This window comes from Actinomycetospora chibensis (assembly GCF_028737215.1).
Taxonomy (GTDB): domain Bacteria; phylum Actinomycetota; class Actinomycetes; order Mycobacteriales; family Pseudonocardiaceae; genus Actinomycetospora; species Actinomycetospora chibensis.
In genome coordinates this window covers 370114-394900 of sequence record NZ_JAQZAM010000001.1, presented here as the reverse complement: position 1 = coordinate 394900, position 24787 = coordinate 370114, and the positions used below count along the sequence as shown (strand labels likewise).

At 74.7% G+C, this 24787-nt stretch carries 28 protein-coding genes; 12 read left to right on the top strand and 16 right to left on the bottom strand.

Translation table 11 applies throughout. From position 1 onward, the window contains the following. Positions 1-107: 107 nt before the first annotated feature. From PH189_RS02015 to PH189_RS02005, 3 genes are read right to left on the bottom strand one after another with little or no spacing between them, the layout of a single operon-like run. Positions 108-701, bottom strand: coding sequence for a ferric reductase-like transmembrane domain-containing protein (locus PH189_RS02015; RefSeq protein ID WP_274187060.1), 594 nt, complete (start codon positions 699-701; stop codon positions 108-110). Next, the gene (locus PH189_RS02010) at positions 698-1264 is read right to left on the bottom strand and encodes a peptidase associated/transthyretin-like domain-containing protein (protein ID WP_274187059.1); all 567 of its coding nucleotides are present in this window, start codon (positions 1262-1264) and stop codon (positions 698-700) included. Before PH189_RS02010 ends, PH189_RS02015 begins: the two co-directional genes overlap by 4 nt. 32 nt (positions 1265-1296) lie before the next feature. Further along, a complete protein-coding gene (locus tag PH189_RS02005) occupies positions 1297-2250 on the bottom strand; it encodes a nicotianamine synthase family protein (RefSeq protein ID WP_274187058.1) in 954 nt (317 codons plus the stop codon). 89 nt (positions 2251-2339) lie between these two features. On the opposite strand from PH189_RS02005, the gene PH189_RS02000 reads away from it, so the two are divergent. The 3 genes from PH189_RS02000 to PH189_RS01990 are packed head-to-tail and all read left to right on the top strand — an operon-like array spanning position 2340 to position 4373. Further along, positions 2340-2705: an ArsR/SmtB family transcription factor gene (locus PH189_RS02000; protein WP_274187057.1), complete on the top strand. Its 366-nt coding sequence runs from the start codon at positions 2340-2342 to the stop codon at positions 2703-2705. 11 nt (positions 2706-2716) lie between these two features. Next, positions 2717-3832: an adenylate/guanylate cyclase domain-containing protein gene (locus PH189_RS01995; RefSeq protein ID WP_274187056.1), complete on the top strand. Its 1116-nt coding sequence runs from the start codon at positions 2717-2719 to the stop codon at positions 3830-3832. 19 nt (positions 3833-3851) lie between these two features. Beyond that, positions 3852-4373 (top strand): VOC family protein, encoded by a 522-nt coding sequence (locus tag PH189_RS01990; RefSeq protein WP_274187055.1) that lies wholly within the window; start codon positions 3852-3854, stop codon positions 4371-4373. 73 nt (positions 4374-4446) lie between these two features. Here the strand turns inward: PH189_RS01990 and PH189_RS01985 are convergent, their stop codons facing one another. From PH189_RS01985 to PH189_RS01975, 3 genes are all read right to left on the bottom strand, one after another. Continuing rightward, the gene (locus PH189_RS01985; RefSeq protein WP_274187054.1) at positions 4447-5229 is read right to left on the bottom strand and encodes a crotonase/enoyl-CoA hydratase family protein; all 783 of its coding nucleotides are present in this window, start codon (positions 5227-5229) and stop codon (positions 4447-4449) included. After that, positions 5226-5984, bottom strand: coding sequence for an SDR family NAD(P)-dependent oxidoreductase (locus PH189_RS01980; protein WP_274187053.1), 759 nt, complete (start codon positions 5982-5984; stop codon positions 5226-5228). The genes PH189_RS01985 and PH189_RS01980 overlap by 4 nt, the downstream gene beginning before the upstream one ends. Positions 5985-6064: 80 nt before the next feature. Further along, entirely contained in the window at positions 6065-7246 is a 1182-nt protein-coding gene (locus PH189_RS01975; RefSeq protein WP_274187052.1) for an MFS transporter, read from the bottom strand. Positions 7247-7334: 88 nt separating this feature from the next. Between PH189_RS01975 and PH189_RS01970 the strand changes: the two genes are divergently transcribed. The 6 genes from PH189_RS01970 to PH189_RS01945 all read left to right on the top strand — a co-directional run bounded on the left by PH189_RS01970 (position 7335) and on the right by PH189_RS01945 (position 11731). Beyond that, positions 7335-8219, top strand: coding sequence for an SDR family oxidoreductase (locus PH189_RS01970; RefSeq protein WP_274187051.1), 885 nt, complete (start codon positions 7335-7337; stop codon positions 8217-8219). Positions 8220-8241: 22 nt separating this feature from the next. Then, positions 8242-8697 carry a MaoC family dehydratase gene (locus tag PH189_RS01965; protein ID WP_274187050.1) on the top strand — a complete coding sequence of 152 codons (456 nt, stop codon included), beginning with the start codon at positions 8242-8244 and terminating at the stop codon, positions 8695-8697. 126 nt (positions 8698-8823) lie between these two features. Next, positions 8824-9696, top strand: coding sequence for an esterase/lipase family protein (locus tag PH189_RS01960; RefSeq protein WP_274187049.1), 873 nt, complete (start codon positions 8824-8826; stop codon positions 9694-9696). A 114-nt stretch (positions 9697-9810) separates the two neighbouring features. After that, complete coding sequence (locus PH189_RS01955) at positions 9811-10107, top strand: WhiB family transcriptional regulator (protein ID WP_274187048.1); 297 nt, start codon at positions 9811-9813, stop codon at positions 10105-10107. 38 nt (positions 10108-10145) lie between these two features. Then, a complete protein-coding gene (locus PH189_RS01950; protein ID WP_274187047.1) occupies positions 10146-10562 on the top strand; it encodes an OsmC family protein in 417 nt (138 codons plus the stop codon). Continuing rightward, positions 10559-11731 (top strand): CaiB/BaiF CoA transferase family protein, encoded by a 1173-nt coding sequence (locus PH189_RS01945; RefSeq protein WP_274187046.1) that lies wholly within the window; start codon positions 10559-10561, stop codon positions 11729-11731. Before PH189_RS01950 ends, PH189_RS01945 begins: the two co-directional genes overlap by 4 nt. 13 nt (positions 11732-11744) lie before the next feature. Here PH189_RS01945 and PH189_RS01940 read toward each other — a convergent pair whose 3' ends face one another. Genes PH189_RS01940 through PH189_RS01930 form a run of 3 tightly spaced genes read right to left on the bottom strand, consistent with a single transcriptional unit; the run spans position 11745 to position 14883 of the window. Then, a complete protein-coding gene (locus tag PH189_RS01940; protein WP_274187045.1) occupies positions 11745-13118 on the bottom strand; it encodes an alkaline phosphatase family protein in 1374 nt (457 codons plus the stop codon). Further along, complete coding sequence (locus PH189_RS01935) at positions 13115-13651, bottom strand: cytidyltransferase (RefSeq protein WP_274187044.1); 537 nt, start codon at positions 13649-13651, stop codon at positions 13115-13117. Before PH189_RS01935 ends, PH189_RS01940 begins: the two co-directional genes overlap by 4 nt. Then, positions 13648-14883: an acyl-CoA dehydrogenase family protein gene (locus PH189_RS01930; RefSeq protein WP_274187043.1), complete on the bottom strand. Its 1236-nt coding sequence runs from the start codon at positions 14881-14883 to the stop codon at positions 13648-13650. Before PH189_RS01930 ends, PH189_RS01935 begins: the two co-directional genes overlap by 4 nt. Positions 14884-14953: 70 nt before the next feature. Here PH189_RS01930 and PH189_RS01925 point away from each other — a divergent pair, with 70 nt between their 5' ends. Further along, positions 14954-15469, top strand: coding sequence for an isochorismatase family protein (locus PH189_RS01925; RefSeq protein ID WP_274187042.1), 516 nt, complete (start codon positions 14954-14956; stop codon positions 15467-15469). A gap of 1 nt (position 15470) precedes the next feature. Here PH189_RS01925 and PH189_RS01920 read toward each other — a convergent pair whose 3' ends face one another. The 6 genes from PH189_RS01920 to PH189_RS01895 all read right to left on the bottom strand — a co-directional run bounded on the left by PH189_RS01920 (position 15471) and on the right by PH189_RS01895 (position 22570). Continuing rightward, a complete protein-coding gene (locus tag PH189_RS01920; RefSeq protein ID WP_274187041.1) occupies positions 15471-16877 on the bottom strand; it encodes a PP2C family protein-serine/threonine phosphatase in 1407 nt (468 codons plus the stop codon). A gap of 113 nt (positions 16878-16990) precedes the next feature. Then, complete coding sequence (locus PH189_RS01915) at positions 16991-18352, bottom strand: LLM class flavin-dependent oxidoreductase (protein WP_274187040.1); 1362 nt, start codon at positions 18350-18352, stop codon at positions 16991-16993. A gap of 7 nt (positions 18353-18359) precedes the next feature. Continuing rightward, on the bottom strand, positions 18360-19667 hold the full coding sequence (locus PH189_RS01910) for an MFS transporter (RefSeq protein WP_274187039.1): 1308 nt from the start codon (positions 19665-19667) through the stop codon (positions 18360-18362). Between the two features lie 301 nt (positions 19668-19968). After that, positions 19969-20634 (bottom strand): GAP family protein, encoded by a 666-nt coding sequence (locus PH189_RS01905; RefSeq protein WP_274187038.1) that lies wholly within the window; start codon positions 20632-20634, stop codon positions 19969-19971. Between the two features lie 473 nt (positions 20635-21107). Then, positions 21108-21974 (bottom strand): mycofactocin-coupled SDR family oxidoreductase, encoded by an 867-nt coding sequence (locus PH189_RS01900; RefSeq protein WP_274187037.1) that lies wholly within the window; start codon positions 21972-21974, stop codon positions 21108-21110. Next, the gene (locus tag PH189_RS01895; RefSeq protein ID WP_274187036.1) at positions 21971-22570 is read right to left on the bottom strand and encodes a hypothetical protein; all 600 of its coding nucleotides are present in this window, start codon (positions 22568-22570) and stop codon (positions 21971-21973) included. The genes PH189_RS01900 and PH189_RS01895 overlap by 4 nt, the downstream gene beginning before the upstream one ends. A 166-nt stretch (positions 22571-22736) precedes the next feature. On the opposite strand from PH189_RS01895, the gene PH189_RS01890 reads away from it, so the two are divergent. Together PH189_RS01890 and PH189_RS01885 are read left to right on the top strand one after the other, a co-directional pair. Then, positions 22737-23123 (top strand): LysR family transcriptional regulator, encoded by a 387-nt coding sequence (locus tag PH189_RS01890; RefSeq protein WP_274187035.1) that lies wholly within the window; start codon positions 22737-22739, stop codon positions 23121-23123. Next, positions 23078-23647 (top strand): LysR family substrate-binding domain-containing protein, encoded by a 570-nt coding sequence (locus tag PH189_RS01885; protein WP_274187034.1) that lies wholly within the window; start codon positions 23078-23080, stop codon positions 23645-23647. Before PH189_RS01890 ends, PH189_RS01885 begins: the two co-directional genes overlap by 46 nt. Positions 23648-23650: 3 nt before the next feature. On the opposite strand, the gene PH189_RS01880 is transcribed toward PH189_RS01885, so the two are convergent. Beyond that, entirely contained in the window at positions 23651-24682 is a 1032-nt protein-coding gene (locus PH189_RS01880; RefSeq protein ID WP_274187033.1) for a coiled-coil domain-containing protein, read from the bottom strand. Positions 24683-24787 lie beyond the last annotated feature (105 nt).

Sequence of the window (24787 nt, the reverse complement as noted above, 5' to 3'; positions counted from 1 at the left end):
TGCTCGCAGTCCGCCGACGGGTGCGGCCTCGGATCCAGCTGGGCCCTCGGTCATGGCTGCACCCTTCCTCCGGGCGCGGGCGCGTTCCTCACCCGCAGGGGATGAGGTCAGCGGGTCGGCGGTGGGTCGGTGGTTCGGGGAGCCCGGCGCAGGACCACGACCAGCCGCCACACCGCGCCGACCACCCCGAGGCCGCCGAGCACGAGAAGCACCACGGTGCCCCACCCGTCGAGTGCGCCCTGGATCAGGACCGCGTGGCCGACGCCGAGCACGACGACGAGCGCGGCGAGGCTCCCGTGCAGGAAGCGCCAGGTGGCCGGGGACCAGCGCAGGCGCCGCCGCAGCACCCCGAGCAGCGTCACGGCGACCAGCAGCACGGTCGCGAACAGGGCCATGCGCGACCGGGTCGGCCCGTCGGGCGACATCGAGAACAGGGCGTCGTCCGGGTCCTCCACGAACAGGGCGACGACGTGCAGGGCGACCAGGACCGCGACGATCCCGCCGACCCGGACGTGGACCCCGACGCGGCGCCGGGTCAGCCAGGGCTGCACGGCGAGCGCGGCGACGGCGACGCACGCCGCCAGCGTCGACACCACGAGCAGCGCGGGCGCCCCGGCGAGGTGCGGGCCCGCGAGGGCCAGGACGACGAGGAACGCCCCGCCGAGCGCCGCCGCGGCCCCGACGACCCGGACGGCGCTCACGACGACGGCACCAGCGTGAGGTCGACGACGGCCAGGGTGTCCTCGGAGTCGACGACATGGCGCTGGAAGACGGCGCGCCACGGGCCGCGCACGTCGTGCGCCACGTGCACGTTCGGCTCGCCGAACTGGGCGACGGCCGGATCGGTGTCCACGCGGTAGCGCCCGTCGGGGCCGGTGAGCACCGTCGTCCGGTTCTCGCGCTCGCTGCCCAGGGCGGTCTGCAGCCACACCTGCACCGGCACGCCGGGCAGCGGACGGCACGCCGTGTCGCGCACGAGGCCGGTGATCACCAGGCCCCGGCCCAGCGGTACGTCGAGAGGGGCGTCGTCGTCGTAGTTGTTGCGCCCGCCGGGGTTGGTGACCGTCGGGGCGCAGGTCGCGCCGGGGGGCGCGGCGCCGGGAGCGGGGGCGGGAGCGGGAGCGGGGGCCGCCTCCGTGCTGCCGACGTTGCGGGCTCCGGTTCCCGAGGCGTCGGAGTTCCACAGCGCCGCCGCGATCATCGCGACGAGCAGCAGGACGGCCCCGACCGCCACGGGGTGCGGTCCGGTGCGGGTGGTGGGCACGGGACCAGCCTGCCCTGCCCGGGTCGCGACGCTCAGGCCGGGACGCGGGCCAGCACCACCGAGTTGACGACGTCGGTGTGGGGGTGGAGCACGGCCACCGGGTCGAGGCCGCCGAGGTCGCCGCCGGCCACCTCGAGCACGGGGTAGAGCAGGCCGCGCAGCGAGTGGGCGCTCCGGGCGAGCACGATGGCGCCGGGCCGCATGCGGGCGCGCACGTGGGCCAGGGCGGCGGCCTTCAGGTCGGGGTCGAGGCCGACGAGCGCGGCCACGCAGACGAGGTCGTAGTCCCCGAGGTCGCCGAGCTCCAGAACGTCGCCGGCGGCGACGCGCACGTCGTCACCGAGCGTCGCGGCGAACCGGCCGCCGAGCTCCACGGCCTCCGGGTCGACGTCGACGGCGTCGACCCGCACGCTGTGGCGGGCGAGCAGCAGCGCCGAGAGCGGCAGCGGCCCGGCGCCGACGAACAGCGCCCGCCGGGGCGCGCGGGGAGCGTGACCGGCGACGGCGTGGTACTCGATGCGCGTGAGGTCGCGGTAGTTCTGCAGGTACGGGAACGACTCGAGCTCGGCGTGCGGGTCGTCCGCGGCGAGCACCCGGTGGGCCCAGGCGCGCTCCAGGGCGTACTCGCCGGTGGCGCAGAGGGCGCGCAGGTCGGGGAGGCGCTCGGTGAGCCGCGGGTCGGCGAGCACCGCATCCACCTCCTGCGGCGCGCGGGGGGCGACGGCCAGCGCCACCAGCGCGGTGAACAGCGCGTCGGTGCGCGGGCCCGGCTCGAGCGAGGGCTCGGCGGCCAGGGCGTCGTGGAGGGCGAGGATGTCGGCGATGAGGCCGGACGGGCTGTCGGGGCTGCGCTCCGTGCCGCAGGCCCGCACCGCGAGGCGCGACGGCAGGTCGAGGGGCCGCTCGCCGCCGGGCCGGGCCGACCCGCCCCCCGAGAACGGACGTGTCGCGGTCCGGGGGACCGGGCGGTCGAGCGGACTGCTCATCTCGTTGCCTCCACCGGGCGGGCGATCGTCGTCGGGCGGCGTCCGAATGGATGCCAACACGGCTCCGTCCTCTGGCACAATACGTAAGCGTGTGCGCACACGACAACGTGCAACGGGGTGGGAGCTGGGCCGAGCTCCCACCCACCGAGCACGTCGACGTGGCCGTCGAGGGCCTGCGGATGCTGGCCGATCCCACCCGTCTGCGGATGCTGTGGCTGCTCTGCGGCGATGAGCTGGACGTTTCCACCCTGGCCGCGCGCCTGGGGGCGACCCGCCCGGCCGTGTCGCAGCACCTCGCCAAGCTCCGCCTCGCCGGCCTGATCACCCAGAGACGTGCGGGACGTCATGTCCTGTCGCGTGCCCGCGATCACCACGTGGGAGAGCTCCTCGGGGTGCTCGTCCACGACGCCGAGCATCGCCGGTCGATGCCGGATCACCCGTTCGGTGGTCCGTAGGCTCTCGCGCCGTGGGGGGACCCGAGGGACCGCTGGGTGAGGTCGCCACCGCCCTGGCCGCGGGGCGGACGGCAGCGCAGGTCATCGACGCCCACGGGCGCCTGGCCTGGGTCTCGGAGCAGATGCTGATGCTCGCCGGCGCGGACGACGACACCGACGTCGGCTACGGCGAGCACGTCGACGAGGTGCTCGAGCGCCCGCTGTGGCGTGACCTCCTCACCCCCGAGGCCGTCGAGACGCTGCGTCGCGACCTGCACCCCCGTCTCGACGGCCAGACCGACCCTGCGGCGCCGTTGTGGGTCCTGCCGCTGGGCCTGCAGGTCGGGGCCCGGCAGCGGTCGGTGGGCATGCTCGGGGTCGGTCTGCGCCACGCCGACGGCTCACCGATGGGCGCCGCACTGATCTACGCACCGCTCCTCCCCGCCCGGGTGCTCGCCCTGGTCAGCGAGGGCGACGAGGCGATGTTCACGCGGATGGCCGACCTCTCGGAGCCGGCGAAGCGCCCGGCGGCCATCGTCTTCGCCGACGTCGACTCCTCCGGCCCGCTGTCCCGCCGCCTGCCGACGCCCGCCTACTTCGAGCTCATCCGCGGGATCACGACGGCGTTCGATGCGCTCGTCGCGCGGCACGGCGGCATCGTCGGCAAGCACGCCGGGGACGGGGCCAGCGCCTACTTCCTCACCGAGGGCCACGGCTCGGACTCGGAGGCGGCGTCCGCGGCGCTGCGGGTCGTGCAGGGCCTGCCGGGCGCGGTGGCCGAGGTCGTCGCCGACCTCGCCGAGACCGGCGTCGACGTCTCCGACGAGCACTGCCGGCTCAACGTCGGCGCGCACTGGGGCGCGGACCTGTTCATCGGTCAGGTCGTCACCGGCGGGCGCCTCGAGGTGACGGCGCTGGGCGACGAGGTCAACGAGTGCGCCCGCGTCGAGCAGGTGGCGGCCGGTGGTCAGCGCCTGGTCTCCAAGACGCTCGTCGAACGGCTCGGCGAGGAGGCAGCGGCGGAACTCGGGCTGCGCCCGCGCAGCCTGACCTACCGCATGCTCGCCGAGCTCACCCGCGACGGCGGCGCGGCGGGCGGCAAGGCGGAGCGCGACGCGGGATCGCTCGCGGTCCACGATCTCGGTTGAACGGTCTACGGTCTGCGGCATGAGCGCGGACAAGTCGTCGTTGATCAGCGAAGAGGAGCGGCAGCGGCTGACGGCCGCCCGCGATCGGATCCGCGAGGAGTTCCTCGTCCCGTCCGATCACCGTCCGCCGTCGACGGGCAAGGGCATCCACCACACGGCCCTGGTCTGCCGCGACGTGCGCACGACGGTGGAGTGGTACCAGAACGTGGCCGGCTTCCCGGTCACCGTGCTGTTCGAGAACCGCGACCTCGCGGGCTCGACACACTTCTTCTTCGACGTCGGCAACGGCAACAACCTGGCCTTCTTCGACCTGCCCGGCGTCGACCCGAGCCCCTACGCCGAAGTGCTCGGCGGGCTGCACCACATCGCGATCTCGGTGCCCGGCAGCCAGTGGTACGGCATCAAGCGCCGCCTCGACGAGCGCGGGATCGAGTACATGGTCGAGTCGGACGTCTCGATCTACACGCGCGACCCCGACGGCGCCCGCGTCGAGTTCATCATGGACCCGCTCGGCGAGATGTACGGCGAGGACACCCTCTGAGAGGTGCGCTCCGCGCATGTGAGCACTTCGAGGTGTTGGAGCACCTCGAAGTGCTCACGAGCGCGAAGCGCACCTAGCGGCCCTTCCACTGCGGCGCGCGCTTCTCGGCGAAGGCGGCGGCGCCCTCGCGGGCGTCCTCGCTGTTCAGCACCGGGCCGAGGATCTCGCCCTGGCGGCGCCACATGTCCTCCGAGCTCCAGTCGGGGGACTCGACGATCACCTGCTTGCTCGCCCGCACCGCGAGGGGACCGTTCGCCCCGATCCGCGCAGCGAGCTCGCGGGCGCCCTCGAGGGCCCCGCCGGCGGGCGTGAGGTGGTTGACCAGCCCCCACCGGTGGGCGTCGGCCGCGCTCATCGGGTCGCCGGTGAGCGCGAGCTCCATGGCGACGGTGCGCGGGATGCGGGCGGGCAGGCGCATCAGGCCGCCGGCGGCGGCGGCGAGCCCGCGCCTGACCTCCGGGATCCCGAACGTCGCCTCCTCCGAGGCCACCACGAGGTCGCAGGACAGCACCAGCTCGCACCCGCCGGCCAGCGCCGGCCCCTCGACCGCGGCGATCAGCGGCTTCGACGGCGGGCGCTGGGTGATGCCGGCGAATCCGCGGTCGCCGACGTGCGGGCGCTCGCCCCGCAGGAAGGCCTTGAGATCCATGCCGGCGCTGAAGAACCCGCCGGCGCCGGTGAGGATGCCGGCGACGAGCGCGTCGTCGTCGTCGAGCTCGTCGAGCGCCGCGGCGATCCCCTCCGCGACCGCGGTGTTCACCGAGTTCCGCGCCTTCGGGCGGTCGATGGTGATGATCAGCGTGGTGCCGTCGCGCTCGGTGCGCAGGACCTCCTCGTCACCCGCGGGCGAGCTCATCGGGGAGGCATCCGGATCGCGCCGTCGAGCCGGATCGTCTCGCCGTTGAGCATGGGGTTCTGCAGCATCGCGACCGCCATCTGCCCGTACTCGGCGGGGTCGCCGAGGCGGCGGGGGTGGGGCACCGACTCGCCGAGGGCCTTGCGGACGTCCTCCGAGAGCGTCGCGAACAGCGGGGTGTCGAAGAGCCCGGGCGCGATGGTGTTGACGCGGACCAGCTTGGACGCGAGGTCGCGCGCGGCGCACAGCGTCATCGAGACGACGCCGCCCTTCGACGCCGAGTAGGCCATCTGCCCGATCTGGCCCTCGAACGCCGCCACGGAGGCCGTCATGATCATCGCGCCGCGCTCGCCGTTGACCGGCTCGGTGCGCGCGATGGCGGCGCCGGCGAGGCGCAGGGCGTTGAACGAGCCGAAGAGGTTGACGCGGATGACCCGCTCGAAGGACTCCATGTCGCCCGGGTCGCCGTTCTTCTCCACGACGCGGGTGAGGCTGCCGATGCCCGCGCAGTGCACGAGGGCGCGGAACGGACCGGCGGCCTCGGCCGCGGCGACCGCGGAGCCCAGCGCGTCGGCGTCGGTGACGTCGGCGGCGACGAACTCCCCGCCGAGGTCCGCGGCGACCTCCTTGCCCTTCGACGACGGGAGGTCGGCGACGACCACCCGCCCGCCCGCGGCGGTGATCGCCTGCGCGGTGGCCAGCCCGAGGCCGGACGCGCCGCCGGTGACGAGGGCCGAGACGCCCTGGAGATCCATGATCGGGTTCCTCCCGTGGTCGACGAGGTGCTCAGGCGCACCATAAACAGTCGGAACTGACTGTGTCATCGGATCCGGGGTCACCGGGTGCGGGCGCGCGTGACCACGGCGGCGGCGACCGCCACCGCGAGGGTGACCGCCGCCGCGACGGCGATCGCGGCCGCCGGGGCGACGGTGTCGATCAGGACGCCGGACAGGGGCGAGGCGATCGCCGCGCCCGCCATGAGCGCGGAGCTGTGCAGTCCGATGGCGACGCCCCGTGCGCCGTCGGGGGCCAGGCGCCCCACGGTCTCGGTGGCCGAGGCCAGTGCCGGCGCGCAGAAGGCGCCGGCGGGGATCAGCAGGAGCGTCACGGTCCACCAGGGCCCGCCCAGGGCGACCGGCAGCGACCCGAGCGCGAGCAGGGCCAGCAGCACCGCGGTCGGGGGCGGGCGCCGGGTACCGCCGTAGATCCAGCCCCCGGTGAGCGACGCGGCGCACCACACGGCGTTGGCCAGCGCGAACCAGGCCGTCTCCCCACGGGCGGTCAGGCCGGCGACGACGGCGAGCTCGGTGGCCGTGAGCATGAGGATCGCCGCGCCCGTCGACGCCAGGGCGACGAGCATCGGGACGCGCAACCACGAGCGCACCGGGGGCGCGGTCCGGTCCTCCGCGGCCGTGCCCGGCAGGCGCAGTGGCGGGTCGAGCCTCGCCAGCGCGGCCGACGCGAGGACGAACGCCCCGCCCACGGCCCACAGACCGGGACGGCCGGGCAGGGCGATCGCTACGAGGGTGCCGAGCGCCGGGCCCACCGCGTAGGCGACCTCGGTGGACATCGCGTCGAGCGCGAACGCGGGCCGCTGGTGCTCGTCGGGCACCGAGGCGGCGAGGGACTGGCGCACCGCGGAGAACGCGGGCGGCATGAACATCCCCGCCGCGAAGGAGGCGGGGGCGAGCGCCGTCACCGGCAGCAGGGACGCGACGCCCCAGAACGCGGCCTGCGCGAGCCCGCACATCAGCAGGACGGGACGCAGGCCGCGACGGTCCATGAGGCGGCCGAGGAGCGGGGCCCCGAGCGCGACCCCGGCCGTCACCGCCCCGCCGACCAGGCCCGCGGCGGCGAACCCGGCGTCCAGGCCCACCGCGACGTGCAGCGTGAGCACGACGGCCGTTGCGGTGGCCGGGATGCGCGCGGCGAACCCGACGGTCACGAGCGGGGTGAGGCCGGGGAGGCGCAGCACCGCTCCGTAGGTGGCGACGCCGCCCCCCGTCGCCACCGTCATCACCTCCATGGTGCCCGCCGCGTCGCGTCCTCTACCTCTCGTGGACCGCGACGTCTGGACGACGGGGCGCACGGGCACACTGGCGACCATGAGCGAGGCACCCGTCCTTCCCACCGCCACGTACGCCGTCACGGGCGCGACCGGTCACCTCGGCCGCCTCGCCGTCGATGCCCTGCTGCGCCACGGCGTCCCGGCCCGCAACGTGTTCGCGCTCGTCCGGGACACCGCGAAGGCCGACGAGCTGGCCGCCCTCGGCGTCGGGGTGCGCGAGGCCGACTACGACCGTCCGGAGACCCTGGAGCCCGCCCTCGAGGGCATCGAGCGGCTGCTGCTCGTCTCGAGCCCCACGGTCGGCGACCGCGTCACGCAGCACGGCAACGTCATCCGGGCCGCGGACGCCGCCGACGTCGGCTTCGTCGTCTACACGAGCGTGCTCCACGCCGACGAGACCGAGCTCGCGCTGGCGCCCGAGCACGCCGGCACCGAGGACCTCCTCCAGGCCTCCGGACTGCCGTTCGCGGTCGCCCGCAACGGCTGGTACGTCGAGAACTACACCGGCCGTCTCGACGAGTACCTCGAGCGCGGCGAGATCGTCGGCGCCTCGGGTGACGGTCGTGTCTCGGCCGCCACGCGCGCGGACTACGCCGAGGCCGCGGTCTCGCTGCTCACCGGCGACATCGCCGACCAGCAGGGCTACTGGGAGCTCGGCGGACCGGCGTTCTCCATGAGCGAGCTCGCCGACGCGATCACCGAGACCACCGGCACCAAGGTCGTCTACCGCGACGTCTCGCCCGACGAGTTCACCGACATCCTGCGCGGCGCGGGGATGGACGAGGACACGGCCCGGTTCGTGACGTCACTCGAGCTCTCAATCGCACGGGGGGAGCTGGAGACCGACAGCCCGGCGCTGGAGAACCTGCTGGGGCGTGCACCGACCTCGCTGGTCGACGCGATCCGTGCGGCGCGCGTGTAGGCCCGCGCGGTAGGAATGCCGCATGGAGACCTTCCACGGGCGGGACGAGCTCGTCGCCTCACTGGGCCGCGAGCTCGGACCGGGGGAGTGGCTGGAGATCGGCCAGGACCGCATCGACGGTTTCGCCGACGTCACCGGTGACCACCAGTGGATCCACGTCGACGCCGACCGTTCCGCGACCGGGCCGTACGGCGCGACGGTCGCGCACGGTTTCCTGACGCTCTCGCTCCTCCCGCTGCTGCTCGACGGCCTGCGCCGCGTCGAGGGCACGCGGATGGGCCTGAACTACGGGCTCGAGCGCGTGCGCTTCCCGAACGTCGTGCGGTCCGGGACGCGGGTGCGGGCACGCTCGACGCTCGTGGACGCCACGGACGTCGGCGACGACGGGTTGCAGCTGGTCACCCGCGTGACCGTCGAGGTCGAGGGCGAGACCAAGCCGGCGTGCGTCGCCGACCTCGTGACCCGCGCGTACTTCTGACCCGCCCCGGGCACCGGCCCGATCGGGTCGGTCGCGACCCCGGCGGGCGTATGTGGACTCGGGTTCGGGTATCTGTGGACCACACGGAGCCGCGTCGTGGCGTCTCCGCGCGAGGAGGTGGTCGTGATGGACGCCCCCAGTCCGACGTCGACGATGCGGCGTCCCGAGGCCGGCACTCCCGGTGCATTCCTTCCCTTCCCGGCCTGGTGGCTCACGGTCACCGATCTCGGACGTGCGTCGGTGGAGACCGCCGCGTGGCACGCGGTCCGGCACGTCCTGCCCGGCAGCGGCCGCGGCAACGGCCAGCCCGTGCTCGTGCTGCCCGGGTTCCTCACCAGCGATCTCGCCACGGCCGCGCTGCGGGCGCATCTGCGCAATCGCGGCTTCCACACCCATCGGTGGACCCTCGGCCTCAACCAGGGCTTCACCGACACGATCCTCGACGGGCTGCTCGCGCGCTTCGACGAGCTCCACGCCCGGCACGGGCGCCCGATCGCGATCGTCGGCTGGAGCCTCGGCGGGCTCATGGCCCGCTGGCTCGCCCACGTCCGCCCGGACGCCGTCGAGCGCATCGTCTGCCTGGGGTCGCCGTGGCGCGCGGAGGCCGAGGAGAACCGGGTGACCACCGCGTTCCGCCTCGCCGAGCGGCACTGGGGCTTCTCGAACCGTACGGGCGAGGTCGTGGACCTGGTCCGGCGCCCGGTGCCCGTGCGCTCGGTGGCGATCTACTCGACGTGGGACGGGCTCCTGCACGGCGACGGCTGCCGGCAGGACGACGGCGAGCTGTGCGAGAACGTGGTGATCCCGAGCAGTCACTGCGGGCTCACCCACAACCCGGCGGCGCTGGTCGCGGTCGTCGACCGCCTCGAGGTCCGCCTCGACGACTGGCGCCCGTTCGCCTGGGCGCACGCGCTCTCCTCGGGCGTGGTCGGTCGTCGTCGGGGCCGCCGCGAGACCCGCCGCCGGGCCCCGGCACCGACGGTCGCCGCCGCCGCCTGAACCACCTCGGTTGCCCACGACCGGTCCGTGACAGACGCCTCGTCGCGCGAGACGTGGATCTCACAGCCACGCTCGGCGCCGAGGTGTACGACGGTCGGTAGGAGGTGTGCATCAATGGCTGATGTCTCCCGGCTGCCGTGGGCGATCAACGACCACTGGGACTGGCAGCTCCACGCCGCGTGCCGCGGCATGAACTCCGAGGTCTTCTTCCATCCCGACGGAGAACGCGACCCCCGGCGCAGCGAACGCGTCGCGGCGGCCGCCAGCATCTGCGCGGGCTGCCCGGTGCGCGAACCCTGCCGGGACTGGGCCCGGCGGGTCGAGGAGCCGTACGGCGTCTGGGGCGGGGAGAGCGAGCAGGAGCGGCGCGAGCACCTCGCCCGTGCCCGTCACCACGATCGCTCCGCCTGATCGATCTCCTGCCGGCGACCCGTGGGAAGCTGGGGTCCATGGACGCGCCGGCGGCGTGGGCCCGGGGTCGCCTCCCGGAGGGTGACGGACGTGTGGTGTCGCTCGACGTGAACGGGCTCGCGCTCGACTGCGTCGTGCCGGCCGACGAGGGCGAGCCCGAGGGCGCGACCGCGTTCGGGCTGCTCGCGGCGTCGCTGTCGTCGTGCACCGCCATGTCGGTGCGCACGTTCCTGCAGCGCCACGACGTCGAGGCGTGCGACGTGGAGGTCGACGTCGCGCTCGAGGCCGGGCACCCACCGACGGTGCACCGGCGCGTCGGCCTGGTCGCCGACCTCGACCACGACCTGCGCACCCAGCTCTCCGCGGTCGTCGACTCCACCCCGGTGACCGTCCTGCTCCAGGACTCGCTCGTGATCGTCACGCGCCTGGACGTGGGGCCCGAGCCTCGGGGATGACCGGCCCCCCGCTCGCCGGCCTGCGGATCGTCGACCTGACCCAGGTCCTGGCCGGCCCGTTCTGCACCATGCTCCTGGCCGACCTCGGCGCCGACGTGATCAAGGTCGAGCCCCCCACCGGGGACGTCGCCCGCCGCTGGGGGCCGTCGCTGGGCTCGGACGGCCCCGACGGGTACGCGGGCTACTTCGCGAGCGTCAACCGCAACAAGCGCAGCGTCCGCCTGGACCTGGCCACCGAGGAGGACCGGGCCACGGTGCTCGAGCTCATCGGCGGCGCGGACGTGCTGGTCGAGAACTTCCGCGTCGGGGTGATGGAGCGCCTCGGGCTGTCGTACGAGGAGCTGCACGCCCGCTTCCCGCGCCTGGTCTACGCCAGCATCAGCGGGTTCGGCACCCCGCGCGCCGGGGCGAGCCCGTACGTCGACTTCCCGGCGTTCGACATCATCGCCCAGGCCATGGGCGGGCTGATGAGCGTCACGGGCGCGGACCGCGAGCACCCGATGAAGGTCGGCCCGGGGATCGGCGACGTCCTGCCCGCGATCCTCGCCGCGTTCGGCATCCTCGCCGCCGTCCGGCAGGCCGAGGCCACCGGCGAGGGCCAGCACGTCGACGTGGCGATGTACGACGCGGTACTCGCGCTGAGCGAGCGGATCGTCTACCAGCACTCGCTGACCGGACGCAGCCCCGAGCCGCAGGGCAACACCCACCCGCTGCTCTGCCCGTACGGGCTCGTCAGCACCCGCGACGGCGCCGTCGCCGTGGCCGCCCCGACCGACGCCCTGTGGCGGCGCCTGGCCGTGGTGATCGGGCGCGACGAGCTCGGCGCCGACCCCCGCTACGCCACCAACCCCGCGCGCCTCGAGCACGCCCGCGACGTCTACGCCGCGATCGAGCAGTGGAGCTGCGCCCGCACGACCGCGGAGGTCGTCGACGCGCTGGGGGGCCAGGTGCCGTGCGGCCCGGTGAGCACCGCCGCCGACATCGCCGTCGACCCTCACGTGGCCGCGCGCCGGATGATCGTCCAGATCGACCGCCCCGGCCCCGGCGACCGGTTCGGGATCGTCGGCGAGCCGGTCAAGCTCTCCGGCGACCCCGATCCCCGCTACGTCCGCGCGCCGCTGCTCGGCGAGCACAACGACGAGGTCCTCGCGGAGCTGCGCGACCTGTGAGCGAAGTTCGGGGCTATAGGCCCGAAGTTCGCTCACGGTGGTAGCCGGGGTCGATCATCGGCTCCGGGTCGTCGGGCAGGGCGACGGTGCGCCGGGGGCCGGCGCGGTGCCCGAGGAACGCCGCTCGGTTCGCGTGGCCCATCAGCAGCGGGAGCAGCTCCCGGGCCGTGACGACGCCGTACCAGCCCGTGTGGGCGGGGGCCTCGCCGAACGCGGTGACCGCGTCGGGGCGCACCGTCGGGCCCGCGACGACGAGCGGCGTCGGGTCGCCGGTGTGCAGCACGCCGCCGGTGGACGGGGTGGCGTGGTCGCCGGTGACGGCGACGACCGCGCGATCGGCGAGGTCGAGCAGGCCGGCGAGCCCGCGGTCGGCGGCCTCGAGGACGTCGAGCTTGGCGCGGGGCCGCTTCGTGTGGCCGGCGTCGTCGGTGGCCTTGATGTGGACGTGGACGACGCGCGCCCCGGCGTCGATCAGCTCGTCGGCGGCGGCGAGGCGGGCTCGGAGATCGGCAGCGACGTCGTCGGCGGGGGACAGGTGTCGGGACGCCATGCCGAGCTCGGAGGCGAGGCCCCGGTAGAGCCCCGTGCTGGTCACCGCCGCGCCGGCGACGCCGTTCTGCTCCGTGAACGACGGGATCGGCGACCGCGCGCCCGACCACTTCGTCGTGAGCACCTCCAGCGCCGGGAGGCCGCGATCGGTGCGGGCGCGGTTGACGGGGTGGGCGCGCAGGGCGGCGCGGGCCTCGCGCAGCAGCGCCTCCAGGGCCGCGGCCGTCGGCGCGGCGTCGGGCTCCTCGGCCCGCGGGAGCACCCGCAGCCACGGGTGGCGGTCCTCGAAGAAGGGGTCCGAGTCGGTGACGGCGCCGCTCGCGTACCCGGTGAGCGCGAGCAGCGCCTCGCCGCGGCGGGGGAGCGGGGTCAGGACGACACGAGGTCGGAATCGCACGGTCAGGTCGCCGAGCAGCCGTGACGCGTCGTCGGTGTCGTCGGGCGCGACCCGCCCGGTGATCCACACCCGCCCCGCGTCGTCGGTCCGGGCCGTCCGCAGTGCCGCGTGGGTGACCGCGATCCCGGTCGGCACGTCGACCCCCGCGCCGAGGGCCTCCAGCACCGCGCGGCCGGGGAACGGCACGTCGGCGAACCCGAACATCGCCCAGTGCGCCAGCTCGGACGACGGCGCGCGGCCCCAGCCGAAGGGCAGGTGCCAGCCGGACGCCCCGCGGGCCGCGAGCGCGTCGAGGACGGGCGTCTCCGCGGCCTCGGACGGCGTGCACCCGGCGAGCTCGGGCACCGGGCGGTCGCCCAGCCCGTCGAGGACGACGAGCACCACGGGCAGCCGGTCGTCGTCGAGACGCGGCTGGGTCTCGCCGTACCCGGGCGGTCTCACGACCGCGTCCCCAGGAGCTCCCGCAGCACCGGCATCGTCGACGGGAGCACCATCGCCTCCCACGTCCCGTCGGCGAACCCGTCGCGGATCGCGGCGGCGTCGAGCTTGGTCGCGGGGTCGCCGTCGACGACGGTCACCGCGTAGCCGCCGTCGGCGAGCCGGCCCGCCTTGTCCTTCTCCCACGCCGAGAAGGCGCGCACGAAGTGGCGGGCCCCGAGCGGGACGTATTCCGGCCACAGCTGCGGGCGGGTCAGGTCGAACGGCACGACCGAGGCACGGGCGGCCAGTCCCGCGCCGTCGAGGGCCGCGTGCAGGAGCCGCAGGCGCTCGAAGTAGGTGAACGGGTTGGCCGCGTCGGTGTGACGGTGCGCCGAGGTCGCCGCCTCGTGGCGGGCCCCGGAGTCGGGGTTGGTGACGGCGACGACGAGGTGGTCGTGCTCGGCGAGCGCCAGCGCGAACAGCTCGAGGTGCTGGTGGTGGACGGGCTGGAAGCGTCCGGTGACCGCCGCCAGACCTCGGGAGCAGAGCGTCACTGCCCGCGCCGGAGCAGCCCGCGCGCGATCGCGTTGCGCTGGATCTCCACCGTGCCCGCGGGGATCTTCAGGTTGCGGGCGAGGCGGAAGAGCTTCTCCTCCGGCGAGCCGAGCCGCAGGCCCGTGCCGCCGTGCACCTGGACCGCGCGGTCGGCGACGCGGAAGAACGCCTCGTCGTTGAGCACCTTCACGAGGCTCATGAGGCGCGGCGCGTCGGCGTGCAGCGGCACCCCGAAGGCGCCGCCGGGCATCGCGTCGAGCTCGGCCTGCGCCTGCAGCGACGCCGCCCGGGCCGCGTACACGTCGGCGTCCATGTCGGCGAGCATGTGCTGCACCGCCTGCAGCTCGGCGATCGGCCGCCCGCCCGAGGTCCGCTCCCGGGCGCGGTCGATCGCCCGCGCCAGCAGCCACTCGCCCCAGCCCGCGCACATCCCGCCCCGGCAGAGGCGCCGCCAGTTGATCCAGGCCATGGCCAGCGCGAACCCGTCGCCCACCTCGCCGACGACGTCCTCGGCCGGCACCCGGACCCCGTCGAAGTGGAGCTCGCCGGTGAGGCCGTCGTCGAGCATCGTCGGGATGTCGCGCCCGCGGGAGAACCCGGGCGCGCCCGCGTCGACGAGGAACATCGACAGCGACCGGGTGCCGGCACCGGGCTCGGTGACGGCGGTGACCTGGACGACGTCGGCGAAGTGCGCGTTGGTGATCCAGGCCTTGGTGCCGTCGAGGATCCAGTCCGAACCGTCGCGGCGCGCGCGGGTCTGCATCGCCAGGACGTCGGTGCCGACGGAGATCTCGGTGTTGGCGAACGCCGCGGTGATCTCGCCGGCCATGAGCGGCTCGAGCCACCGGGACCGCGCGGCGTCGGAACAGTGCTCGATCGCCGGGTTCGCGCCCTCGGTCCAGCCCAGCGCGGCCAGGCCCAGGCCCAGCCCGGAGTGCCGGTACACGAACTCCTCGACGTGCTGCATCTCGGCCCGGCAGAAGCCGCCGCCGCTCGGGACGTGGGGGTTGTAGAGCCCGGCCGCCGCCGAGCGGCGCTGGACCTCTCGGCGCGCCTCCCAGACGGCGGGGTGCATGCGGCCGGCCTCGTCGAGGCGCGGGTTCCAGGGCGAGCCGACGTCCTGACGGTCGAGGTCGGCCTCCAGGGGCTCGACCTCGTCGGTGAGGAAGGCGGCGAACCGCTCGGTGTACGCGGCGACGCGGTCGGTGGCGCCGGCGGGGGAGATCGTCACGGTCATGCCCTACGGCCGGTGGGGGTGCGGCGTCAAGCGTCCCGGGGGTCAGTCGTCCTAGGGTCGGGGCATGCCGCTGCTGTCCGCCGAGTCCTCGGTCCTGCTCGTCGTCGACCTGCAGGAACGCCTGATGCCGGCCATCAGCGCGGGGGCGGAGGTGCTGCAGAACGCCGAGCGGCTCCTGCGCGGCGCCGGCCTCACCGGCGTCGACGTCCACGCCACCGAGCAGAACCCGGCGGGCCTCGGCCCGACCGTCGGCGAGATCGCCGACCTGCTGCCGGGTCCCGCGCAGCCGAAGACGTCCTTCGCCGCGGACATCGACCCCGGGCCGGGCACGATCGTCGTCGCGGGCTGCGAGGCCCACGTGTGCGTGCTCCAGACCGTGCTCGCCCTGCGCGCGAGGGGCCGCGACGTCGCCGTCGTCGCCGATGCCGTCGGCAGCCGGGCCCCGGCGAACCACGACCGGGCCCTCGGGCGCATGCGCGCGCACGGCGTCGATGTCGTCACCACCGAGATGGTGCTGTTCGAGTGGCTGCACGACAGCGACCACGCCGCGTTCCGCGACGTCCAGAAACTGATCCGCTGACTCAGGCGCCGGGGGAACGGACGACGAGCACGAGCGTGTCGTCGTCGCGGTGTCCGTCGGTGTGCACGTCGACGGCCGCCAGGACGGCGTCCGCGACGGCGTCGGCGTGGGCCCCGGCCGGCAGCGCCTCCAGGGCCTGACGCAGGCGGTCCTCCCCGAACTGTTCCCGGCTGCCCGCCGCGCGGGCCTCGGTGACCCCGTCGGTGTGGAGCACGAGGGCCGCCCCCGGTGGCAGCATGATCGTCTGGCTGGCGACGTCGGCCTCGGCGCGGATGCCGAGGACGCGACCTCCGCCGTCGAGCTCGGTGACCGCACCCCCGGGGTGCCAGACGACGCCCGGCGGGTGCCCGGCGGCGGCGAGCTGGACGGTCAGGCCTGCGGGCTCGGGGGCGTCGTGGTCGGTGATCTGGGCGTAGACGGCGGTGACGAAGCTCCGCGCGGTGTCGAACCAGTCGTGCAGGACACCGTTGACGGCGGTGAGCACGAGGGCCGGGTCGGGCTCGCTGTGTCCGAGGGCCCGGGCCGTGGAGCGGGCGAGCGCCGTGGTGCGGGCGGCGTCGGCGCCGTGCCCGCAGACGTCGCCGACGACGACGCCCCACCCCGTGGGCGTGGCGAACACGTCGTAGAAGTCACCGAGGACCTCGCCGCTGTACGAGTGGCCGTCGGTGGGGCCGCGGTGCCGCGCGGCGATCTCCATGCCCGGGACGCGCGGGGGGTGCTGGGGTGTCAGGGACTGCTGCAGCGTCTCGGCGAGCTCGACCGCGGCACCCGCCTGCCGGCGCGCGGCGGTGGCGAGGGCGTCGGCGCGCTCGGCGCGGTCGTACGCCCGGCGGGCGTCCCGGTCGGAGGCGCGGGCGGCGCGGTCGGAGGCCTGCAGCCGGTGGGCGAGCTCGTCGGCCGAGCGTTGCGAGACCGCGAGGTCGGCACGCAGGGCCATCTCGTCCCCGGCCGCCCGGGCGATCCCCGCGAGCCGGCGGACCTGCTCGCCGGTCCAGGGCCGCGACCGGGTGTCGACGACCGTGAGCGACCCCAGCACGGCGCCGTCGGTGTCCCGGATCGGGAACCCCGCCCACGCGCGGATGCCGACGGCGAGCACGGCGTCGGACTCCCCGTCGCGGGAAGCACGGTCGGCGTCGGGGACGACGACGGGGCGCTGCGCGTCGGCGACGAGACGGCAGAGGGTCTCGGCGACCGGCACCTCCCGGTCGATCGCGTCCGTACCGGGGGCCGCATGCCACACCCGGACGCCGTCGTCCTCGAGCCGGCTCACCAGGGCGATCGGGGCGGCCGCGACGTCGCAGGCCAGCTCGGTCAGGCGGTCGAACGGCTCCGCGGGGCCGGGCGGCGTGGTCGGGACGGGGGACGGGTGCTCTCCGACGTCGCCACCCACCGAGTCCACCTCCCTCACGACGGCACCTGCGCGGCACCTCCACCCGACGACGGTCGCGCACAATCATTCCAGGCGTCCGGCCCGCTCGCCGACCGGTGTGGGCACCCCGGCGCGGCGTTGCTCCCTGCGGCTCAGCGCCGGTACGCAGCCGCCGGATGGGAGGCGGCGACCCGGGGGCCCGCGCCGCCGAGGACCTCGCGCAACGTCCCGGTCGCCGGAGTGGCGGGCATCCGCCCGCGGCGCCGCAGCTCGGGCACGACCAGCTCCGCGACGTCGACGAACGTGCCCGGCGTGACCGCGTAGGCGAGGTTGAAGCCGTCGGCGCCGGTCTCGTCGACCCAGCGCTCCATCTCGTCGGCGACCTCGCCCGGCGAGCCCACCGCCACCGGACCGCGCCCCCCGACGGCGAGGTGCGCGGTGACCTCGGCCAGGGTCCACTCCCGGTCCGGGTCGTCGGTGGTGAACGACGCGAGCGCGGAGCGACCCGCGTCGGTCTCGACGTGACGCAGGGGCTCGTGCGGGTCGACGCCGGAGAGGTCGAGACCCGTCCAGCCGCCGAAGAGCGCGAGCGCGCCCTCGGTCGAGGCCACCGCGAGGTACTCCTCGTACTGCGCCCGCGCCTCCTCCGAGGTCTCGGCCACCACCGGCGCGAGCTGCACGAACACCGTCACCGACTCCGGGTCGCGCCCGGCCTCCGCGGCCGCGGCGCGGATGCCGGCCACCGACTTCGCGACCACCGTCGTCGACGGGCCCGAGACGAACACCGCCTCGGCGTGCCGCCCGGCGAACGCGAGGCCACGCGACGACGCCCCGGCCTGGAAGATCGCCGGGGTGCGCTGGGCCGAGGGCTCGCAGAGGAACGGGCCCGGCACGTCGAACCAGGTGCCGCGGTGGTTGATGTCGTGGACCTTCGCCGGGTCGGTGTAGACGCCGCGGTCGGCGTCGCGCACGACGGCGTCGTCGGACCAGGAGCCCTCCCAGAGCTTGTAGCAGACCTCGAGGTACTCCTCGGCCATCTCGTAGCGCTGGTCGTGGGCGAGCTGCTCGCCCAGGCCGAGGTTCGCCGCCGCGCTCGCCAGGTAGCCGGTGACGACGTTCCAGGCCACCCGCCCCTTCGTCAGGTGGTCGAGCGTCGTGAAGCGGCGGGCCAGGGCGTAGGGGTGCTCGTAGCTCACCGAGACCGTGATGCCGAACCCCAGCCGCGACGTCGCCGCGGCCATCGCCGGCACGGGCAGCATCGGGTCGCCGAGCGGTACCTGGGTGCCGGCGCGCAGCGCGCCGTCCCGCGAGCCGCCGTACACGTCGTAGATCCCCAGCACGTCGGCCAGGAACAGCGCGTCGAACCCGGCGTCCTCGAGCACCCGGGCGAGACCCACCCAGTGCTCGACATCGGTGTAGCGGAACCCCTCGTCGCGCGGGTGGCGCCACAGCCCCGCCGACTGGTGGCCGGCGCAGTTCATGGCGAACGCGTTGAGGTGGATGCGGCGGGACACGTGCCTCCTAGGGTGCGAGCGGCTCGAGCGCAGTCTCCCGCGCCAGCAGGGCGGCGACCGTCGTGAGCACCGACAGCACGGCGAGGAACGCCACGACCAGCCAGAACGAGCCCGTCGCGCCGACGAGGGCGGCGGCCACGAGCGGCGCGAAACCGCCCGCGACCACCGAGCCGATGCCGTAGCCGAGCGACGCGCCGCTGTAGCGCAGGCGCGTCGAGAACAGCTCGGCGAACCACGCCGCCTGCGGCCCGTACATCGCGTCGTGGGTGACGTTGATGCCGAGCACCATCGCCAGGACGATCAACGTCGTCGAGCCCGTGCCGACCGCGAGGAAGAACAGGGCCAGCGTGATCGTGCCGCCGATCGAGCCGACGAGGTAGGGCGTCCGCCGTCCGATCCGGTCGGAGAGGATCGCCCACAGCGGCGTCGTGGCGAGCCCCAGCGCGGACGTGATGACCACCGCGAGCAGGCCCGCGCTGCTGGCCTTGCCCAGCTCGCCGGCGATGTAGGTCAGGCCGTAGGTCGTGAGCAGGACGAACAGGGCGATCTGCGAGAGCCGAAGCCCCGTCGTGAGGACGACGTTGCGCGGGGCGGCGCGCAGCACCTCGACGACCGGGAGGCGGGCGACGTCACCGCGCTCGCGCAGGGCCCGGAACTCGGGGGCGTCCTGGATGCGCAGGCGGATGAACAGGCCGACGCCGACGAGCACGATGCTCGCGACGAAGGGCAGGCGCCACGCCCAGGCCAGGAACGCCTCGTCGCCGGCGATGACGCGGACTCCGAACAGCGAGCCGGTGGCGAGCAGCATCCCGGCCGGCGACCCGAGCTGGGTGAAGCTGCCGAAGAACCCGCGGCGCCGCTCCGGGGCGTGCTCGACGGCGAGGATCGCCGCACCCGCCCACTCGCCGCCGACGGCGAGGCCCTGGACGATCCGCAGGACCACCAGCAGCGCCGGGGCCCAGACGCCGATCGTGGCGTAGGTGGGCAGCAGCCCGATCGCCGTGGTGGCGACGCCCATCGTCACCAGCGCGGCGATGAGCACGGCCTTGCGTCCGAGCCGGTCGCCGAGGTGACCCGAGATCACCGCACCGATCGGGCGGGCGCCGAAGCCCGCCGCGTAGGTCGCGAACGCCGCCAGCGTGCCGGCCGTGGGGCTGATCGACGGGAAGAAGAGCTGGTTGAACACCAGGGCGGTGGCCGTGGCGTAGAGGTAGAAGTCGTACCACTCGATCGTGGTGCCGACGGCGCTCGCGAGGGCGACGCGGCGCGGGGTGTGGGTGGACTCGGTCGACAGCGGGCTGGCGGTCGTGGACACACGGGCTCCCGGGACGGGGGAGGGACGGGGAGGCGTCGTGAGCCCGGCGCCGGGCTCGTGTGTCAGCGACAGCCGCTGCTGGCGACGCGCATGAGGTCGACGTGGCGTCGCCACGTCAGCACCCGGCGTGCACCCATGGCGGGGGATGTTCGCGACCCCCACCGCGGGAGTCAACCGGCGGGGAGCAGCGTCACGTCTGCGCCGACGTCGCGGGCTGTGCGGTCTCCCCGGGCGCGTGCGGCGAGGGTCGCGGTCCGCCCGGAGCACTGACCCGTGGTCCGTCGGCGAGGTGCGTCCGATCTCAGCCGACGAGGGCCGAGATCCCGTCACCGACGAGCTTCAGCCCGATGACCGCGAGCAGCACACACAGGATCGCGGTGTTGTGCGCGGCCATCCAGCCGCGCAGGCGTCCGAGGATCCGCTGCGACCGCGCGCCGAGGCCGAGGTAGATCGCCGGCGGGACGGCAGGCCCGAGGGTGCCGAGCAGCACGAACAGCCCGAGGGTGACGGCCTGCCCACCCGGGGACATGCCGGTCTCGGCGATGGCCGCCGCGGCACCCACCGTGATGAGCAGGTTCTTCGGGTTCGCCGCCGAGAGCGCGAGGCCCAGGCCCGCCGACGTCAGGGGGCTGAAGCGGTCGATGCTCGCCATCCAGCCGGGGAGCGCCGCGGTCCCGCTGCGGGGACGGCGGCGCCACTGCAGCCCCGCGAGCACGATGAGCGCCACACCGAGCAGGAGGCTCACGACGTCGACCCACCTGGCCGGCGCGCTCCCGTCGGATCCTCCGGAGAGGAGCAGGACGATCGTGCCGACGACGGAGAGGCCGATCAGCCAGCCGAGCAGGAACGAGGTTCCGTTGACCCCGGCGCGCGGTGTCGCCAGCATGAGCACGACCGCGATGATCGGGATCGGACTCAGGGCGACTCCGAGGGCGAGCGGGAGCACCGCGCCGATCGCGCTGCCCATGGCCGGTTCCTTTCTCGAGGACCCCTCCGGGGACCGCGCGATCAGGGAGCTCACGGCACGCTAGAGCGTCGCGCGCCGCGCGAGGTCCCCGATGACCCGAAGGAGCCCCTCTCCTCCCGGGCCGTCCCGCCGGTCCCTCGCGCCGGGGTCAGCGGGTCTCGACGGCGGTCGTCAGCAGGGTCGCGAGGTCGGGGTGCACGGCGAGCACCTGGCCGGGCACGACGTCGAGCTCGTGGAACGCGCCGCTCCGTCGGTGGACGGCGTGGAAGGCACTGCTGCCCTGGGCGAGGACGAGGTGCTCGTCGAGCGGCGCAGCGCGGCGGCGACGGTCGGGGTCACGGGCGCAGCCTGCACGGGGTCCGACCGGACGTCGGGCGGTCAGATGCTCGCGACGAGCTCGATCTCGACCAGGAGCTCGGGGACGGCGGTGCCGGGGGTGCCGACGCCCGGACTCGCGGTCGTCCTCGGGCCGTTCACGCCCGTGCGGGGTGGGGGATCGTGTAGGGAGCGGTCATCCCGCCGTCGACGGGGAGGGCCACTCCGGTCACGTAACGCGCCTCGTCGGAGGCCAGCCACGTGACGGTGTTGCTGATGTCGACCGGGTCGACCCAGGAGATCGGCAGCGCGTGCATGCCCTTCATCGCCGCGGCGGCGGAGGCGCGGTCCGCGCCGGGCACGCCGCCGCTGAAGAGCTCGTACATCGCCGGGTTCTGGATCATGTCGGTGTCGACGTTCGTGGGGTGCACGGAGTTCACCCGCACCCGGTGGGGCGCGAGCTCGATGGCGAACACCTTCATCAGCCCCACCAGGCCGTGCTTGGCCGCGCAGTAGTGGGCGAGGTTCGGGAAGCCGATCAGCCCGGCGACGGAGCTCGTGAGCACGATCGACCCGCCCCGACCGCCGTCGACGAGCGCGGGGGCCGCGGCGCGAACGGTCTTCCACGCCCCGGTCAGGTTGATGTCGATCATCTCGTCCCACGTGGCCTCGTCCATCTCCAGCGCGGGCGCGAAGCCGCCGATGCCGGCGTTGGCGACGACGATGTCGAGCCGCCCGAGCTCCGCCACGGTGTCGGTGACCGCGCTGCGCAGAGCAGCCAGGTCGCGGACGTCGGCCCGGAACGCGAGGGCGCGGCGGTCGAGGTCCTCGACGAGCGTCACCGTGTGCTCGAGCTCCGCGACATCGGGCATCGGATAGGGAGCCGTGTCGATCGGCGCGCAGTGGTCGACGAGGACGATGTCGGCGCCCTCCTCGGCCAACCGGACGGCGTGCGCGCGACCTTGCCCACGGGCTCCTCCGGTGATCAACGCGACCTTCCCGTCCAGCCGGCCACCGGCGCTCACGGCAGGACCCGGTCGATCTCGGGGGCGAGCAGCTCGGCGGCACGCTCCGCGGTGATGACGTCCGCGGGGTCGGGCTCGAGGATCTCGCGAGAGGCGCCGTCCTCGTAGACGTGCTCGCCGATGAGGCGGCACCGCTCGTCGTAGGGCCAGACGAAGGCGAGCGTGCGGCGCAGCAGGTACATCTCGGTCGGGTCGCCGCCCGGGCGGATGTCGGAGAAGGCGCTGTCGCCGAGCATGGGTGCCGGGACGAAGGCGTTGAAGACGACCTCCCCGGAGAAGCCGTGGTCGTTGACCGCGATGTCCTGCTCGGCCACCCACATGACGATGGCGTTGGCGGCCATCAGCGACTGGTAGAAGCCGACGACCTGCTCCATCCCGTCGAGGACGATGGACTGCCCGCCCTCGTGCAGGCGGTACTGCGGGTGCTCGACGGTCATGTCGGGGGCGAGAAGCTCCCGGTAGCGCCCGGCCACCTCCAGGAGCCCGTGCCGCCGGTAGTTCTTCAGGATCGCGCGGTGGCGCGGGTTGTCGATGTTCTCGAGCTGCTTCTCCAGCCCGGCGAACATCGTCACGAACTCGTGGTCGTAACGGCTCACGGCGGTGTCTCCTCCGTCGGTGGTGGACGCCACCGAGGCTCGTCGGCGACACGGAGAAGGTCCATGACACATGTCGTCGCGTGCCTGAACCATTCGGTTATCGCGCCAGGTGAGAGCCCCTTGCGTCTCGTGAGGTGCGACACTCGGCCCGTCGGAGGGAGCCGGCGTGGACCTCAACCTGCACCTCGTGCGCTACCTCGTGACCGTCGTCGACGAAGGACACTTCGGGCGGGCCGCCGCGCGGCTCTATGTCAGCGGGCCCGCCCTGAGCAAGCAGATCCGCCTGCTCGAGCGCAAGCTCGGTGTCGACCTGGTCGACCGCAGCGCGCACCCGGTCGTCCCCACGGACGCGGGCCGACGCTTCCTCCCCGAGGCCCGTGCGGCGCTCGCCGCTGCCGAGCGCGCCGTCGCGGCGGTCGAGGCGCACCGTCGCGCCCTCGGCGGAGTCCTGCGGCTCGGCTTCATGACCGCCGCGACCGGCACCCACACCCGGCCATCCTCGACCTCGTGCAGCGTGACGTCCCCGCCGCGTCGGTGCAGCTCGTGCAGTTGACCTGGCCCGACCAGGCGGCCGCGGTCCGCGCCGGCACCGTCGACGCCTCCCTCGTCCGGCCGCCGATCGTCGACACCGACGGGCTGTGCCTCGACGTGGTTCGCGACGAACCCCGCGTCGTCGCGCTCCCGGCGGGCCATCGGCTGACCACCCGCGCTGAGGTCGAGCTGGCCGACCTCGACGGTGAGCCGCACGTCCACGACGACGAGACCGACGAGCGGTGGGTGCGGTGGTGGGCCTGTGACCCCCGGCCCAGCGGCGTGCCCGTGCGCTACGGACCGACGGTGCACACGATGGACGAGCTCCTCGAGGTGGTCGCCTCGGGCGCCGCCATCGCGATCACCGGGAGCTCCGTCGCGGACAGCTACCGTCATCCGGAGGTCGTGTTCCTCCCGCTGACCGACGTCGAGCCCTGCCCGATCTCGCTCTGCACGCGCGCGGGCGACCCCTCGGCCCTCATCGCGTCACTGCGTCGTGCCGTGCAGGTGGTGAGGGGCGAGACCCGCGAGCAGGCCCAGGTCTGACGGTCAGGCCACGCCCTGGTCGCCGCCGGCCGCCACGAGCACCGGGTGGCTCGCCGGGTCGTCGCCGGCCGCACCGTCGAGAGCGTTCCGATCGAGCACCCGCTTGAGCTCGCCGAGCTGGGTGGCGGCCCGGCGACGGCGTTCCTCGAGGGCGTCCACGGCCGTGGTGGCGGCGTCGACCCGGGCGGCCGCCTCCTGCTCGGCCGCGCGGGCGCGCTCCTCCGCCCGCCGGCGGCGCTCCTCGGCGTCGGCCAGGGCCGCGGCCGCCTCCGCCCGGCGCGCGGCCAGGGCGGTCTCGAAGTCCTCCTCGACGCGGTGCCGGCGGGTCTGCGCGTCCTCGTCCCGTCCTCGGCGGTCGGCCGCCGCCTCGTCCTCCAGCCGTGCCACGTCGGCTCGGGTGCGCTCCACCAGCTCCTGCTGCTCGGCGACGAGCTCCTGCTGCTGGCGCTCGACGTCGTCGCGGACCCGTTCGGCCTCCCGGCGCAGGGCACGGGCCTGCTTCTCGGCCTCGGCGACGATCAACGCGGCCTGCTCGGTGGCGTGGGTCAGGCGGGCGCGGCTCCGGGCGTCGGCGTCGGCGACGAGTCGGTCGGCGCGCGCGAGGGCCTCCGCCTCGGTCGCTCGGGCACGGTCGGCCACCCGCTCGGCGACCAACCCGGCGTCGGCGGCCGCCTGCTCGCGGACCTCGTCCGCCTCCTCCTGCGCGAGCCGCAGGAGATGCTGCAGCCGGGTCGACACCCCGTCGAGGGAGAGGGGCTCGGACGCCATCCGGTCGACGTCGGTCCGGACCGCCCGGAGCTCCGCGCGCACCTGCTCCTCGGCCCGCACCATCGCGTCGCGGTCGGCGGTCATCACCCGCAGGTCGGCCTGGGCACGGTCGAGGGCCGCCTCGACCTGGCCGCGGTCGTAGCCCCGGTGCACCACGTCGAAGCCGACGCCCCACCACGGGATCCGTCGGTCCTTCGCCGGGGCGTCCACTCCAGCGGCCACCCCGTTCCCGACCGCCCCGTTCCCGACCGCCCCGTCGTGACCCATCGCGCCCCTCCCTGTTCGCCCCGGCACGGGTGAGCGTCGTCCGGAGGCCGGAGGCGGGGTAGGGCCGATGGGCCCAACCGCCGGTCACGGTCGGAGAACGGGCCG